This is a genomic window from Pseudomonas sp. G5001, assembly GCF_013385475.1.
Lineage (GTDB): Bacteria > Pseudomonadota > Gammaproteobacteria > Pseudomonadales > Pseudomonadaceae > Aquipseudomonas.
In genome coordinates this window covers 164,946-180,240 of record NZ_JACAPZ010000005.1, presented here as the reverse complement: position 1 = coordinate 180,240, position 15,295 = coordinate 164,946, and the positions used below count along the sequence as shown (strand labels likewise).

16 protein-coding genes are annotated in these 15,295 nt (G+C 62.9%); 8 read left to right on the top strand and 8 right to left on the bottom strand.

Annotation, left to right across the window (positions count from 1 at the left end; all coding sequences use genetic code 11):
- The first annotated feature begins 27 nt into the window (after nt 1-27).
- The 7 genes from folE2 to HX805_RS02165 are packed head-to-tail and all read left to right on the top strand — an operon-like array spanning nt 28 to nt 5,670.
- Nucleotides 28-924, top strand: coding sequence for a GTP cyclohydrolase FolE2 (folE2, locus tag HX805_RS02195; RefSeq protein ID WP_177116564.1), 897 nt, complete (start codon nt 28-30; stop codon nt 922-924).
- Nucleotides 921-1,589: a metal ABC transporter ATP-binding protein gene (locus HX805_RS02190; protein WP_008439505.1), complete on the top strand. Its 669-nt coding sequence runs from the start codon at nt 921-923 to the stop codon at nt 1,587-1,589. The genes folE2 and HX805_RS02190 overlap by 4 nt, the downstream gene beginning before the upstream one ends.
- Nucleotides 1,589-2,455 carry a metal ABC transporter permease gene (locus tag HX805_RS02185; protein ID WP_003213483.1) on the top strand — a complete coding sequence of 289 codons (867 nt, stop codon included), beginning with the start codon at nt 1,589-1,591 and terminating at the stop codon, nt 2,453-2,455. The genes HX805_RS02190 and HX805_RS02185 overlap by 1 nt, the downstream gene beginning before the upstream one ends.
- 11 nt (nt 2,456-2,466) lie before the next feature.
- Nucleotides 2,467-3,351 (top strand): metal ABC transporter substrate-binding protein, encoded by an 885-nt coding sequence (locus HX805_RS02180; RefSeq protein ID WP_102604031.1) that lies wholly within the window; start codon nt 2,467-2,469, stop codon nt 3,349-3,351.
- On the top strand, nt 3,348-3,773 hold the full coding sequence (hisI, locus tag HX805_RS02175) for a phosphoribosyl-AMP cyclohydrolase (RefSeq protein WP_177020321.1): 426 nt from the start codon (nt 3,348-3,350) through the stop codon (nt 3,771-3,773). The genes HX805_RS02180 and hisI overlap by 4 nt, the downstream gene beginning before the upstream one ends.
- Nucleotides 3,770-4,330: a DapH/DapD/GlmU-related protein gene (locus HX805_RS02170; RefSeq protein ID WP_087694587.1), complete on the top strand. Its 561-nt coding sequence runs from the start codon at nt 3,770-3,772 to the stop codon at nt 4,328-4,330. Before hisI ends, HX805_RS02170 begins: the two co-directional genes overlap by 4 nt.
- Nucleotides 4,331-4,332: 2 nt before the next feature.
- Nucleotides 4,333-5,670 (top strand): dihydroorotase, encoded by a 1,338-nt coding sequence (locus HX805_RS02165; RefSeq protein ID WP_177116563.1) that lies wholly within the window; start codon nt 4,333-4,335, stop codon nt 5,668-5,670.
- A gap of 142 nt (nt 5,671-5,812) precedes the next feature.
- On the opposite strand, the gene HX805_RS02160 is transcribed toward HX805_RS02165, so the two are convergent.
- On the bottom strand, nt 5,813-6,334 hold the full coding sequence (locus HX805_RS02160) for a DUF3617 domain-containing protein (protein WP_003213494.1): 522 nt from the start codon (nt 6,332-6,334) through the stop codon (nt 5,813-5,815).
- 130 nt (nt 6,335-6,464) lie between these two features.
- Between HX805_RS02160 and cls the strand changes: the two genes are divergently transcribed.
- Nucleotides 6,465-7,904 carry a cardiolipin synthase gene (cls, locus tag HX805_RS02155; protein WP_003213496.1) on the top strand — a complete coding sequence of 480 codons (1,440 nt, stop codon included), beginning with the start codon at nt 6,465-6,467 and terminating at the stop codon, nt 7,902-7,904.
- A gap of 145 nt (nt 7,905-8,049) precedes the next feature.
- Here cls and cfaB read toward each other — a convergent pair whose 3' ends face one another.
- The 7 genes from cfaB to hflC all read right to left on the bottom strand — a co-directional run bounded on the left by cfaB (nt 8,050) and on the right by hflC (nt 15,289).
- Nucleotides 8,050-9,234 (bottom strand): C17 cyclopropane fatty acid synthase CfaB, encoded by a 1,185-nt coding sequence (cfaB, locus tag HX805_RS02150; RefSeq protein ID WP_003213498.1) that lies wholly within the window; start codon nt 9,232-9,234, stop codon nt 8,050-8,052.
- Nucleotides 9,235-9,321: 87 nt separating this feature from the next.
- Nucleotides 9,322-10,107, bottom strand: a complete 786-nt coding sequence (locus HX805_RS02145; RefSeq protein WP_177116562.1) for a DNA-binding domain-containing protein — start codon at nt 10,105-10,107, stop codon at nt 9,322-9,324.
- Nucleotides 10,098-10,943, bottom strand: a complete 846-nt coding sequence (locus HX805_RS02140; RefSeq protein ID WP_087694584.1) for a DUF692 domain-containing protein — start codon at nt 10,941-10,943, stop codon at nt 10,098-10,100. The genes HX805_RS02145 and HX805_RS02140 overlap by 10 nt, the downstream gene beginning before the upstream one ends.
- 66 nt (nt 10,944-11,009) lie before the next feature.
- Entirely contained in the window at nt 11,010-11,261 is a 252-nt protein-coding gene (locus tag HX805_RS02135; protein ID WP_003213503.1) for a hypothetical protein, read from the bottom strand.
- A 106-nt stretch (nt 11,262-11,367) separates the two neighbouring features.
- A complete protein-coding gene (locus HX805_RS02130) occupies nt 11,368-13,263 on the bottom strand; it encodes a cation-translocating P-type ATPase (RefSeq protein ID WP_177116561.1) in 1,896 nt (631 codons plus the stop codon).
- Nucleotides 13,260-14,294: a protease modulator HflK gene (gene hflK / locus HX805_RS02125; RefSeq protein ID WP_003213508.1), complete on the bottom strand. Its 1,035-nt coding sequence runs from the start codon at nt 14,292-14,294 to the stop codon at nt 13,260-13,262. Before hflK ends, HX805_RS02130 begins: the two co-directional genes overlap by 4 nt.
- Nucleotides 14,291-15,289 carry a protease modulator HflC gene (hflC, locus tag HX805_RS02120; RefSeq protein WP_173883038.1) on the bottom strand — a complete coding sequence of 333 codons (999 nt, stop codon included), beginning with the start codon at nt 15,287-15,289 and terminating at the stop codon, nt 14,291-14,293. The genes hflK and hflC overlap by 4 nt, the downstream gene beginning before the upstream one ends.
- Between the last annotated feature and the right edge of the window lie 6 nt (nt 15,290-15,295).

Sequence of the window (15,295 nt, the reverse complement as noted above, 5' to 3'; positions counted from 1 at the left end):
TTTTTATTTCCAACGATGGACCTGCTCATGAACGCGCTGACTCTGCCCGATATCGCCGCGCAGGCTTCACGCCAAGCCTTGCCGCTCGATTGGGTGGGCATGTGCGGCATTGCCCTGCCCATTCTGATCGACGGCCAAAGCCTTAGCGCCACGGCTGATGCCGGCGTCAGCCTGGACGACGGCGAGGCCCGTGGCATTCATATGTCACGGCTTTACCTGGCGCTGGAAATGCTTGAACAGCAGCCGCTTACGCCAGCACTGCTGCGCAGTGTATTGCAACGTTTTCTCGACAGTCATGAAGGTTTATCCACAAATGCCTACCTGCGAATTCATGCAGGTCTGCTGCTGAAACGTCCGGCGCTGGTCAGCCCGTTGGCCGGCTGGAAAAGCTACCCGGTGAGCATCGAGGCGCGCCTGGAAAACCAGATGTTCCACGTGGAACTAAAAATTGACGTTACTTACTCTTCAACCTGCCCTTGCTCCGCTGCCCTCGCCAGGCAATTGATTCAGCAGCAATTTATCGAGGACTTTGCCGGCACACCGCTGCAGCACGAAGACGTACTGACCTGGCTCGGCAGCGCAAACGGCATCGTCGCCACGCCCCACAGCCAGCGCAGCAGCGCGCTGTTGCAGGTCCGGCTTCAAGGCGATCAGCCAACACTGCCGCTGACCCAGTTGATCGACGAAACCGAAGCCGCCCTCGGCACTGCCGTGCAAACCGCCGTAAAGCGTGCAGACGAACAAGCCTTCGCCCTGGCCAACGGGCAGAACCTGATGTTCTGCGAAGACGCCGCCCGCCGCCTGAACCTCGCCTTGAAACGCTCGGATGCGGTCAATGCCTTCCACTTGAGAGTGATCCACGCCGAAAGCCTTCACGCGCACGATGCCGTGGCCGAAAGCCGCTGGACGAGACCTTCCGAATGATCACCTGCACCGCTTTGCGCTGGGGCGCCCCCGGCCAACCACTGACCCCCGCCGTGGATTTCACCCTGGAAAAAGGCAGCCTTACCGGCATCATCGGCGCCAACGGCACCGGCAAAAGCAGCCTGCTGAAAGTTATCGCCGGCTTACAGAAGCCGCTGGCGGGGAAAGTGACGATCGATGTTCCACGCAGAGGTGGCCTGTCGTTTTTGCCCCAGCAACAGAACCTCGATCGCCAGTTTCCTATCAGCCTCGAAGAGTTGGTGGCCGCCGGTTTTTGGGGCAGCAGGCAAACCCCGCAACAACGTACCGAACGCCTGAGCGCCGTGCTCGAAGACTGGTGCCTCAGCGGCCTGGAGCATCGGCCGTTGATGGCCTTGTCGGGCGGCGAACTGCAACGCGCCCTGCTCGCCCGCATGAGCCTGGCCGAGTCGCCGATATTGCTGCTGGACGAACCCCACGCCGCCCTCGACGAAGACGGCCAGGCGCTGTGCTGGAAACACATCCACGCCTGGCACGACGCAGGCCGCACGGTGGTCGTGGTGTGCCATGACCTCGGCTCCGTACGCCAACACACCCAGCAAGTGGTGCAGATCAAAAGCAGTGGCTGCGTGTTCGGCTCCAGCAAAGAACTGATCCGCCCGCAGCCGCAAATGCAGGTGGCCTGATGCACTTCGCCGCCCACCTGTGGATGCCGTTTCTCGATTTCGTTTTCATGCGCCGCGCGCTCGTCGGCGGTCTGGTATTGGCATGCAGCACGGCGCCGCTTGGGGTGTTCCTGATCCTGCGCCGCATGAGCCTGATCGGTGACGCGGTGTCCCACGGCATCCTGCCCGGCGCCGCACTGGGCTTCTGGTTTGCCGGCCTGAGTTTGCCCGCGCTGACCATCGGCGGCCTGGGCGCCGGCCTGAGCATGGCCGGTCTCGCCGCCTGGATTACCCGTCGCACCGGGCTGAAGGAAGACGCCAGCCTCGCCGCCATCTACCCGATCTCCCTGGCCAGCGGCGTGCTGATCCTCGGCCTCGCCGGAAAACGCCTGGACCTGCTGCACCTGCTGTTCGGCTCGGCCCTGGCGGTAGACGGCCCGACCCTCACCGGCATGCTCTGGGTCTCGGGCTTCAGCCTGATCGCCATGGTGGTGATCTACAAACCGCTGCTGCTGGACACCCTCGACCCGCTGTTCCTGCAAACCGTCAGCCGCCTCGGCCCGCTGGCCCACGGCCTGTTCCTGACGCTGGTGGTGCTGAACCTGGTGATCGGTTTCCAGGCCATCGGCGCGTTGATGGTGGTCGGCCTGATGATGTTGCCGGCGATTGCTTCACGTTTCTGGAGCCGGCGCCTGCCGGTGTTGATCGCCATATCAGCGGTGCTGGGATGCCTGTCGGTCTGGCTTGGCTTGTTGCTGTCGTTCTACTACTCGCTGCCCAGCGGCCCGGCAATTGTGCTGGTGGCTGGCGGCTGGTACCTGCTGTCCGTGGTCTTCGGTCCGGTGCACGGCTTGCTGCGCCGCCCGCCTTTGCTTACATCCCAATGAGGTGTTTCCCGATGCGCGCTCTACTCGTGCTGTTCAGTGTGTTGCTGCCGCTGTCGTTCGCGACGGCCCAGGCTGCCGACAAGCTTCAGGTGGTTACCAGCTTCAGTATTCTTGACGACATGACCCACCAGGTCGGTGGCGATCATATCCAGATCAGCAACATGGTCGGCCCCGACGCCGACGCCCATACCTACGAACCAACACCGGACGATGCCAAGGCCCTGCTCAAGGCCAAGGTGATCATCAAGAACGGCCTGGGCTTCGAGCCGTGGCTGGATCGCCTGATCACCAGCACCGAGACCAAGGCCACTGTGGTCACTGCGAGCAAAGGCGTGCTCTCCCACACCATGGAAGAGGACGGCGAAACCATCCCCGACCCGCACGCCTGGCACAACCTGGCCAACACCGTTATCTACGTGAACAACATCACCAAGGCGCTGATCGCTGCCGACCCGGCCAACAAGGCCGACTACGAGCACAACAGCCAGGTGTACCTGAAAGAAATCTACCGCCTGCTGGCTGAAGCCAAGGCCAAGTTTGGCGCGCTGCCACCGGGTAACCGTCGCATCGTCACCTCTCATGACGCCTTCGGCTACCTGGGCCAGGCCTACGGTATCGAGTTCCTGTCGCCTCAAGGCCTGTCCACCGAACGTGAACCGTCGGCCGCCGAAGTCGCCACGCTGATCACCCAGATCCGCAAGGACAAGGTCAAGGCCGTGTTCATGGAAAACATCAAGGACTCGCGTCTGCTCCAGCAGATCGCTGACGAAAGCGGCGCGCAGATCGGCGGCACGCTGTATTCGGACGCCCTGGCCGCAGAAGGTCCGGCCAGCACCTTTACCGGCCTGTTCGAATACAACCTCAACACCCTGTGCGCGGCCCTGAGCAAGCCATGAGCCTGAGCATGCTTGACCTGGAAGAGGCTGCCATCGGCAGCCGCTTTCCACTCGATAGCGTGCTCGACGCCCTGCCGTGGAACAGCGATGGCCTGATCGCCGCCATCGCCCAGCAACACGGCAGCGGCGAAGTGTTGATGCTGGCCTGGATGAACCGCCAGGCCCTCGACGAAACCCTGGCCACCGGGCACGTCTGCTACTGGTCCCGCTCGCGCCAGCAACTGTGGCGCAAGGGCGAAACCTCGGGCCACCGGCAACTGCTGGTGGAGGCCCGCCTGGATTGCGACGGCGACGCGGTATTGCTGATCGTCGACCAGCAAGGCCCGGCCTGCCACACCGGCCGGCCCACCTGTTTCTACAACGCCATCGACGGCCATCACGTAAACATCATCACCGCGCCTCTCAAGGAACCTGACCCATGATCCGCAAGAACCCTTCCGGCGATCTGCCCGTGATTGCCGAATCGGCCTACGTCGACAAAACCGCAATCATCTGCGGCAAGGTGATCATCGGCGAAAACGTATTTGTCGGCCCTTACGCGGTGATCCGCGCCGACGAAGTCGACGCCAACGGTGACATGGACCCGATCACCATCGGTGCCAATTCGAATATCCAGGACGGCGTGGTGATCCACTCCAAATCCGGCGCCGCCGTAACCATCGGCGAGTTCACCTCCATCGCCCACCGCTCCATCGTCCACGGGCCCTGCACCGTTGGTGACCGGGTGTTCATCGGCTTCAACAGCGTGCTGTTCAATTGCGTCGTCGGCGATGGCTGCGTGGTGCGGCACAATTCTGTAGTCGACGGCCGCGATTTGCCCGACGCGTTCTACGTGCCCTCCACCACCCGCATCGGCCCCAACACCGACCTGTCCCAGTTTCCGCCGGTGAGTGTCAGCGCTTCGGAGTTTTCCGAAGACGTGGCACGCACCAACGTCGACCTGGTGCTGGGTTACAAAGCCCTGCAAAACGAGTTCTGACCATGAGCCGCCTGCTGATCCGCAACGCCCGCCTGGTGAACGAAGGCGAGGAATTCGAGGCTGACCTGCTGGTCGCCAATGGCCGTATCGAGAAGATCGCCGGCAGCATCGACAACGCCAACGCCACCGTGGAAATCGACGCCCAAGGCCAGTGGCTGCTGCCGGGAATGATCGACGACCAGGTGCACTTCCGAGAGCCCGGCGCGCCGGACAAAGGCAGCTTCTACAGCGAGTCCCGTGCGGCGGTGGCCGGTGGCATCACCAGTTTCATGGACATGCCCAACACCAACCCGGCGACCCTGAACCTGGATGCCCTGGCCGACAAAAAGCGCCGCGCGGCGCTGCATTCGGTGGCCAACTATGGTTTTCACTTCGGAGTGAGCAACGACAACCTCGACACCGTCGCCGCGCTGGACCCGCGGGAAGTCGCCGGGGTCAAAGTGTTCATGGGTGCGTCTACCGGCAATATGCTGGTGGATGATCCGAAGATCCTCGAGCGTCTGTTCGCCGAGGTGCCGACCATTCTCCTGGCCCACTGCGAGCACACCCCCAGCATCCTGGCCCGCGAGCAAAGGATGCGCGAGCGTTTCGGTGAGCACATTCCTGCCGTGGCACACCCGCTGATCCGCGATGCCGAGGCCTGCTATCGCTCCTCGTCCCTGGCGGTGGAACTGGCCAAGCGGCACGGCACGCGCCTGCATGTGCTGCACATCACCAGCGCACGGGAGTTGGTGCTGTTCGAAGACAAACCCCTGGCGCAAAAACGCATCACGGCGGAAGTCTGCCTGCATCACCTCTTGTTCGATGACCGCGACTACGCCCGCCTCGGCCACCAGATCAAATGCAACCCGGCGATCAAGACACGCGCCGACCGCAACGCCCTGCGCCTGGCATTGTTGAGTGATCGTCTGGATGTAATTGGCAGTGACCATGCGCCGCACACCTGGGCGCAAAAACAGCTGCCCTATCGCGAAGCGCCGTCAGGCTTGCCGCTGGTGCAACACGCCCTGCCGGCGCTGCTGGAGTTGGTCGCCGACGGCCTGCTGCCGCTGACCACGCTGGTGGCGAAAACCAGCCATCGGGTCGCGGACCTGTTTGCGATCCCCGACCGTGGCTACCTGCGCGAAGGCTATTGGGCCGACCTGGTGCTGATCCAACCCGAGCCTCACGGCAACCCCGTCAGCAGCCAGCCGATCCTGGCCCGTTGCGGCTGGACGCCCTTTGCGGGGCGCAGCTTCCGGCACAGCGTCAGCACCACGCTTGTGTCGGGCCACCTGGCCTGGCACGACGGGCGCGTGCACGACAGTTGCCAGGGGCTGCCGCTGCATTTTCAGCGCTGAAGAGACTCTGTACCTGGCAATCCAATCAAATGTGGGAGCGGGCTTGCTCGCGAATGCGGTGGGTCAGCCAATACACCTGTGACTGATTCACCGCATTCGCGAGCAAGCCCGCTCCCACATTTTGATCGGGGTATGTCTTAGGTTAGGCGCGGGGTTTGACCGTGCCGCAGTTGCTGCCCAACCACTGCGCGTGGGTGTCCAGGCTGCCCTTCTGCTGTACGCCGGTGGCGTTGAAGGTACCGTTAACCGTAGTGGTGAATTCCTGCTGGCTCTGGAACGTCGCCACGCCAGTGCCCTGGGCTTTCGGGCAGCTGAAACGGAATTTCCATTGGTTGCCGGTCTTGTCCGTCACTTCCTGCTTGCAACCCGATTGCGGGTCGGTCAGCGGGATGGAATCGGACGCCACCTGGGCCGGGGTCAGGCACACCTGTACGCCTTTGCCGGCCATGGTGATGCCTTGCTTCTCAAGCATCGCGCGTTGTTCCGGGGTCATCTGTTGCTTGAGCTGACCGAGGATCAGCGACAAGTCCGGCAGGTCCTGGTTATCGACCTTCATGTTGCTGGTGGTCAACTCCCACAAGCCCGGCGCCAACATCTGCGCTTGCGCCGCCACAGGCAGCGTCAAACCAACAACCATGGCCAAACCAAGCAGACGAGCATTCATCGGGTAACTCCTGGGCAATTGTCGGCGTTAGACGCCGCAAAAGCGCCAGTGTTGCACAGCAAATAAAATAGCGACATTCGTGGCCGAACATGGTCTGTTAGGCACTTGTTCGTCAGGAGTACCGTTGTCCATGGATTTCTTTGGCCCGCACCTGCTCGCCTATTTCATTGCCACCCTGCATTTTCTGGGCACCCTCGCCGCCATCCATGCGGTGCTGACCGTCAGGACCGCCCAAGGCTCGATTGCCTGGGCATTGTCGCTGATGTTCATCCCCTACCTGACGCTGATTCCCTACCTGATCTTTGGCCGGAGCACTTTCGACGCCTACATTCAGGCGCGGCGCCAGGCCAACCAGGAAATGCACAAGGCGATCACCGAGCTGAACTGGCGCCCATGGGTTGAAGAGGCATTGGCCGCGCGCAACTCCCAGGCCTACGCTTCGCTACGGGCCATGCCCAAGCTGGGGCGCATGCCGTGCCTGGCGAATAATCAGGTGCGTTTGCTGATCAATGGCGAGGCTACGTTCAGCGCGATTTTCGAGGCGATTCGCTCGGCAAAGACCGCCGTGCTGTTCCAGTTCTTCATCATTCATGACGACGAACTTGGCCGCCAACTGCACACCTTGCTCAAGGAAAAAGCCGCCGAAGGCGTAGCCATTTTCGTGCTGTACGACCGTATCGGCAGCCATGCCCTGCCCCATCGTTATGTGCAGTCGCTGCGAGACGCCGGGGTGCAGGTCAAGGCCTTCGCCACGCGCAGCGGCTGGCTCAACCGCTTCCAGGTCAACTTCCGCAACCACCGCAAGATCGTGGTGGTGGATGGCATTACCGGGTTCGTCGGTGGGCATAACGTCGGCGATGAGTACCTGGGCAAGAAACCGCCGCTGGCGCCATGGCGTGACACCCATGTGCAAGTCAGCGGCCCGGTAGTAGCGTGCTTGCAGGAGTCGTTTGCCGAAGACTGGTTCTGGGCCTCGCGTGAGCTGCCGCCGTTGCTGCTGCCGGATACCTACCCGGACGACGGCGTACTCTGCCAGTTGCTGGCCAGCGGCCCGGCGGACCCTTATGAAACCTGCTCGCTGTTTTTCGTCGAGGCCATTCATGCGGCCACCGAGCGGGTATGGATCACCAGCCCGTATTTCATTCCCGATGAGGCGGTGTTTGCGGCTTTGAGGTTGGCGGTATTGCGCGGTGTCGACGTGCGCCTGCTGCTGCCGTCACGGCCGGATCACCGCATCGTCTACGCCGCTTCCAGCCTGTATGCGATCGAAGCCGTGCGCGCCGGGGTGCGGGTATTTCGCTATACGCCAGGATTCCTGCATCAGAAAGTGGTGTTGGTCGACCGTGAAATCAGCGCCATCGGCAGTGCGAACTTGGATAACCGCTCGTTCCGGCTGAATTTCGAAGTGATGTTGCTGACGGTAGATGACACCTTCGCCAGCCAGGTGGAGCACATGCTGCTGGAAGACTTCGCCCTGGCCCATGAAATCAGCCAGGAAGAAAACCGCCAGACCCACCGCCTGCAACAATTGGGCATGCGGATCGCGCGGCTGATTTCTCCAATTTTGTAAGGCTTGCACCGAACCCAATGTGGGAGCGGGCTTGCTCGCGAAAGCGGAGTGTCAGTCACTGAATGTGTTTCTGATACAACGCCTTCGCGAGCAAGCCCGCTCCCACACAAGCCCGCTCCCACATTCAGATCACCGGTAACATTGCTTACTGGTACAGGTCATCCCGCGTCCACGGCAGCTCATGGCTACCATCGGCATGGGGTTTCACCGCCAGAATCTGATGCAGGTTGATCCAGCCCCGGGCAAACGCATACGCACAGCCGGCCAGGTACAGGCGCCAAATGCGCAAGGCTTGCTCCGGCACCATCTTGCCCGCCGCTTCCAGGTTGTCTTCGAGGCGCTCGCTCCAGTGATCCAGCGTGCGCGCGTAATGCAGGCGCAGGCTTTCGACGTCGACTACTTCCAGGCCCACGTCGCTGATCTCGGCGGTCATCATCGACAGATGCGGCAACTCGCCGTTGGGGAACACATAACGCTCGATAAAATCCCCGGCGCCACGGCCTACGGGCCGGCCATCAATATGCTTGGCGGTAATCCCGTGGTTCATCACCAGGCCGCCCTCACGCACCGCGCCGTAGAGAATCTTGCAGTACTCCGCCAGGTTGGCGTGACCAACGTGTTCAAACATCCCCACGCTCACCACCTTGTCGAACCGGCCATCCTGAGGCAAGTCGCGGTAGTCGAGCAGCGTCAGCTCTACCTGGTCTTCCAGGCCTTCGGCCTTCACCCGCTCCTGGGCCAGCGCCAGCTGTTCCTTGCTCAGGGTGATACCGAACACCTTGACCCCGAATTCCCGCGCGGCATACCGCGCCAGCCCACCCCAACCGCAGCCCACGTCGAGCAAGTACTCCCCCGGCTGCAGCCGCAATTTGCGGCACAGGTGGCGGAATTTGTCTTGTTGGGCTTGATCAAGGGATTCGCTGCCGGTTTCGAAATACCCGCAGGAATAGGCCATGTCGCGGTCCAGCCACAGCTGGTAGAACTCGTTGGACAGGTCGTAATGGTAGGAAATAGCCGCTGCGTCGGTGGCCTTGTCGTGGATCGAGCGCACCGGACGACTCCCCTCGTCGTCATCAACCAGGGCATGACTCAACTCGTCAACGACCCTGATCACTTCGGAAATGGAGCCTTCCAGCTCCAGTTTGCCCTCGACGAAAGCTTCGCCCAGTGAGTCCAGCGTCGGATGGCTGAGCGTTGAAACCATCATGGGGTCCTTGACCACAATGGTGACGCTGGGATCCGGGCCCAGGTTGAATTCATGGCCGTCCCAGAGTCGAAGACGCAGCGGTAGCTTGAGATTCTGTAAGGCCGGTGGAAGTTGCGCGAGCATGAGTAGTCCCCCCTTGTTTCAGACGTCTGAAATGAGGGTAGACCATCCACGGAAAAATTAGCAGGCTATCGAAACAATAGCGCTTTTCTATGGTGCCCGCCGCTGGAGCAAACCCTCCTGGACCCACTGTTTCAGCCAGGTAACCGCTTGCAATGGCGCGCCCTCCTGGTAAGTGACTGCCAACTCGGCACACAGTTCGGAAAAACTCCAACCGTTGGCGACCATGCCTGTCAGCGCGCTGGCTTGCGCCGGTTCCAGGCTGCGGTATTGGCAGACATTCTGATGGCGCCATACCAGACACACCTGCGCCAATGGCAGGGCCTCGCTGCCGGGAAAGTCCCATTCGCCCTTGCTCGCACGCCAGATGCCCAGGCTGTTGAAATCACACAGCACCTGCTGCACCGAGGGCACGAACTGCACCAGCAGCCCGGGCCAGTCTTCGGGCGGCAGCGTTGCCATGTCTTGCAGGGTCAACGGCTCGCCCTGCGGTGCATCAAAGGCCAGGGTGAATGCCCATTCGAGCCGCGCCAGCTCGGCAGGCGCCAAACCTTGCTCGCCATAATGCTCAACGATAAACCCGGGGAACCGCTCGCCAAACCAGCGCAGGCTGTAATGGGCCGAGGGATAACGGCGGGTATAGGCCGAACCCAACGCTGCAAACTCCTCGTCCCCCAGCCAATACCAGACGGCGCTGAAGTCGTCGCGCAGCACTTCCTGCAATCGGGCGTGATAAGCGTTGTGGTAAATCGCCAGGCCCGTCTCGACATCCAGGGTCGGGCCGCCGATCAAGGTGGCGCTGAAGCTGTTGCTGGCAGTGGAAGATTCGGCCAGCAAATGCCGCTCAAAGGCCAATTGCCAATCGATCAGGCGCATAACGCTCTCCTGTCCAGCGCGCTCGCGCCCAGCTCGCGGGCCTTGTTCAACTCGTCGAGCAGCTCCTGGAACGGCGGGAAATGGTCATCGCGTTCGAGCAAGGTCGAGACTGGCCCAAGGTGCTCCAGGGTCCGCTGATACAGCGCCCACACCGGATCGCATACCGGATGGTCATGGGTGTCGATCACGTAGTCGCCGTAATCCATATGCCCGGCCAGGTGCAGTTGGCGGATGCTTTCGGGCGGCAGGTTGCGGATAAATTCCCAGGCGTCGAACCCGTGATTGCGCGAGCTGACGTAGACGTTATTCACGTCCAGCAGCAACTGGCAGCCGGTGAGGTGGCTCAGGGCGTTGAGAAATTCCCACTCGGTAAACTCATCCGCCTTGGAGCGCACGTAGCTGGAGACGTTTTCCAGCACGAACGGGCGCTGCAACACATCCTGCACCTGCCGCACGCGAGCGGCGACGTGGTACAGGCTTTCTTCGGTGTAGGGCAGCGGCAGCAAGTCATGCAACTGGTGCGCGTTGCCACGGCTCCAGCACAGGTGATCGGAAATCCACGCCGGCCGGATGCGCTCGGAGAGCTGCTTGAGTTGTTTCAGGTAATCGGTATCGAGGGCATGGGGCCCGCCGATAGACAGGGACACGCCATGCATCACCAGGGGATAACGCTCGGCTATCGCATCCAGGTAGTACAAGGCCTTGCCGCCCTGCACCAGATAATTCTCGGAGATCACTTCGAACCAATCCACGGCCGGCGATTGTTCAAGGATCTGCTGGTAGTACTCGCTGCGTAAACCCAGGCCGTAACCCAGACTCGGAAGGGAAGCGGACATAAAAACACTCCTGGGGAAAGTGTCCGCAGCGGAGGGGGGCCCGCTGCGGTTGCACTCGGTTGTCGGTTATTCGCCGACTTTGCCGCCTTTCTGATCGCACATCGCCTTGCTCATCGACAGGAAGCCCTGGCCTTTGCAAGAACCCATGCCTTTGCAGGCGTGGTCTTTGGTTTTGCAGTCGTTCTGGCCTTTGCAGGCGTTGACGCCATAGCAATGGACCTGGGCGTCTGCTGCCTGTACCTGAGTGGCAACACCGGCAAACATGCCAGCAGCGGCGATAGCGAGGGCGGCACCAGCAGCAGCGGATTTGATGTTCATTGTGTATTCCTCATGATCGGTAGTGGAGCCGGTCTGAACGGATTGTTCAGTCTCGACATAGCACTAGAGTGAGGTCCCCCCATGGCGTTACAGCGCGACTGAAAAATTATTCCTCGAGTTTCAAGAGCGGCTCCTGGAACCGCAACAGACGCCCCGCATTGCCCAGCACCAGCAGCGTACTGAGGTTGTGCAGCACCGCCGCAATCATCGCGCCCGCCGCGCCCAGCCAGCCAAATGCGGCGAACACCACGATCGCCAGCGTCCAGCCCAGACCGATGATCACGTTAACCTGCAACGTGTGCCGGCACTGGCGACTCAAGCGCACACAGGTGCCCAGGCGCCGCAGGTCGCTGCCGATCAGCACCACGTCCGCCGATGCCAGCGCGATATCCGCCCCGCCCGCGCCCATCGCCACACCGACCACACCCGCCTTGAGCGCCAACGAATCGTTGATCCCGTCGCCCACCACCATCGGCCGGAAACCGCTGCCGATTTCCCCCAGCACGCGATTGAGTTTGTCCTCCGGCAAAGCCTGGGCTTCGACGTCGCTGATGCCCACTTCCAACGCCAGGCTGTCGGCCACGCTCTGGCGGTCGCCGGTCAGCAGCAGTTGGCGCCCCAGGCCCAATTCACGCAGCTCTTTCATCGCCTGGCGCGCTTCAGGTTTCACGCTGTCCGCCAGCAACAGCCAGGCAAGGAACTGCCCGTTCAACGCAAGCCCGGCAATCGGGCCGTCGTGATTGGGGACCGCCGTGGTCGTGATGCCCAGTTGCTCAAACAATTCCGGCCGGCCGAGGGCGGCTTCGCCCTGCCCGGTCTGCGCGACCACACCGAGGCCCTGGCGCTCGCGAATATCCGACAACACCAGCATCTGCTCTTGAGTCGCCAGCCCCGCCAATGCCCGGCTGACCGGGTGGCTGCTGGCCGAACCGAGGCTGGCCGCCAGGTTGAGCAGCACTTGCCGATCCGGCTCGCGGGTGTCGATGGACTGCAAACGCAGGGTGCCAAACGTCAGGGTGCCGGTCTTGTCGACCACCAGCGACGTCAGGTCCGCCAGCTCTTCGAGAAACGCCGAGCTGCGAATCAGAATGCCGTGACGCGCCGCCACCGCAATGCCCGCAATCGCCGTGGCCGGCGCCGACAACACCAAAGCACACGGGCACGCCGCCACCAGCACCGCGAGCATCGCCTGGGCGTCATTGGTGACAAACCAGGTGACCGCCGCCAGCAACAGCACCAGCACCATGTAGCTGCCGGCGTAGCGCTCCAGCAATCGGGTGATCGGCGGCTTCGAACGTTCGGCGCTCTGCATCAGGGCGATGACTTTACCCAGCGTCGACTCATTGCCGGTGCGGGTCACTTCCAGGCGCAGCAAACCGTCGAGGTTGATCGCGCCACCAAACACCTGCACGCCGATACTCGCTTCCAGCGGCACCGATTCACCGGTAATTGGCGCGGTGTCCAGGCTGGCCTGGCCCGACAGCACCACGCCGTCGGCGGGCACGCGGTCACCGGCACGCACTTCGACGATATCGCCGGTCTTCAGGATGCCGTTGTCCACTTCCAGGATCGTCCCGTCCGCCTGCACCAACCGTGCGTGGCTACGGGTCAGCTTGCCCAGGGCATGAATCGCTTCCTGGGAGCCGATGACGCTGCGCTCTTCCAGCACATGGCCGAAGATCATGATGATCGGCAGCAGCGCGGCGGTCAGCAGGTCACCGGTAGCCCAGGCGCCAAGCATGGCCAGGGCGATCAGTTGGTCGGTGATGCCATGCAAACTTGGATACCGCAGGCTGTACCAGGCCGAGCGCATCACGGGCACGGCCACCAGCAATGAGGCGACGCCCAACAGCAGTTGGCTCACGCCGGTCTGGTCCGGCGCCAGCCAGCGCCATACCAGGCCCAGGCCGAGCAGGCCCAGGGCGAGCATCGCCAGGGTCAGTTGCCGGGCGGCGCTGCGTTGTTCGGCCGATGAGAGCATCGGGGCGGCGTGGGCGGTCATTGTTCGGCTCCCTGAATGATCAGGCGGGAATCGTCTTTAGGGTCAACCGTGGTCACGGAGCCGGCCTGCCCGAGAATCTTCGGCAGGCGTTCGCGGTAGAGGCGCAGCAACAGGCCTGGGTCTTGGACCTGGGCCAGGCTGGCGACGGTAGCGGTTTGCGCCTGGGCGTTGGACAGCCGTTCGCTGGCCTGGGCGTGAGCCACTTGCACGGCGCGGTCGGCGTCCTGGTTGGCGGTCTGGGTAAGTTTTTCGGCGTCGGTGCGCGCATTGGCCACCGCCTTGTCGGCTTGCTGGCTGGCGGTCAGCACTGCGTTGAAGGCATTGACCGCCGGGCCCGGCAAGCTCGATTGCACGTCGACCCGGGTGACTTCGATGCCCAGGCCAAGGCCGGTGGACGCCAGGTCAGCCAGGCGTTGATTGATGCCGCGCACCAGGTCGCCACGCAGCCGTTCGCGGCGTTCGGCGGCTTGGTTGTCGGCGCCGATCAACTCGGGGCGCGCCACCAGAATCGTGTCCAGATCCCGCGCCGCAGTCAGCACCACAGCGCTGCGAGTGACCAGTCGATCCAGCGCCGGCAGCACGTGATCGCCCTGCAACACAAACGCGTAGGGCTCGGTGACCTTATAGAAGACCCGCACATCCAGCTGCACCACCCCGGCATCGCCGGTCAGCAGGTAACCGGAGCCGGCCAGGGCATCGCTCAGCGGCGTGGCAAAACTGGCCACGCGATCGGCTTGGGTGGCCGCATCGGAACGCAGCAGGTTTTCCACCCGGCGCTCGATCACCCGGTCCGCGGCGGGCAACAGCACCACTTGCTCGAACGGACGCGGCCAGGCCAGCAGCAGCCCGGCATTCTGGATCCGGTCCAGCGCACCGAAGTGCAACACCACGGCGCGGTTCTGCGGGTCGATCTGGCGCACGTTGGAAAACGCCCACGCCAGCGCGGCCAATACCGTCACCGCATACAGCGCCAGGAACGTCAGCCGTCCAGCCTGGATCCACGGGCTGTCGAGGCTTTCCCGCTCACTCATGGCTGGACATCCTTCGGCCCATCCACCAGCGCGCGGAAAGGCGCGGCGTCGGTGCGCAGGATGATCTTGGTGCCCGGCGTGACCACTGTGCCAAGGGTGTCGAGGGAACGCAGCAGGTTATACAGCTGCGGATTGCCGGCGTAGGCATGGCCATAAATCTGCGCGGCTTCGACCCGGGATTGCGCTTCGATGTCGGCGGCTTTCACCGTGGCGTCGGCCTGGACGATCCGCGCATCACGCTCGGCGGCCGAACGAATCTGCGCCGCTTCACGCTTGCCCACGGCGGTTCGTTCCGTGGCGATGGTCTCGCGCTCGGCGCGCATGCGGTCGACGGTGGCGGCCAGGGTCACCGACGGCAAGGTCAGCCGTTCAACGCCCACCTGCACCACACGCACGCCATAGGTGGTGAGCAATTGTTGATCAATCTGCTGGCGCAACTGCGCTTCAAAATCGGCAATGCGCACCTGGCTGGCATCGGTGTTCACCAGGTTGGCCAGGTCGAAACTGGCGGCGGTGGTTTCCAGCGCCGAGCCGACAAAGGTGCGAATCTGCCGCGCCGCTTCATCCGGCTGGTTCTGCACCGCGCGCATAAAGCGCTGCACGTTGTCGGGGTCGCCCTGCACCTGCCAGGCCACGTAGGCCTGCACGATGATCCGCAGGCCATCGCGGGTGCCCACATCCTGCAAACCGCTGGAGGTGGTGCGCAGGCGCAGGTCCACCGGAATCGCCGCCTCGAACGGCGCCGGCCAGCGCCATCCCAGGCCCGGCTCCAGCAATACCCGCGACGGGTTGCCGAAGCGAGTAATCACCGTGGCTTCACCGGAACGCACCTGCACCAGGCTCGCCGCGGCGACCGCGAACAGCACCAGCAACACCGCCCAGCCCATACGCCGCCAGGGGAACGGGCCGGCTTCGTGCTCGTCGCCATGATGGTGATGATGGTGGCCGTGGTGGTGACCATGGCCTGCGTGATCGTGAGAATGAGCGCTCAACAGATGAAC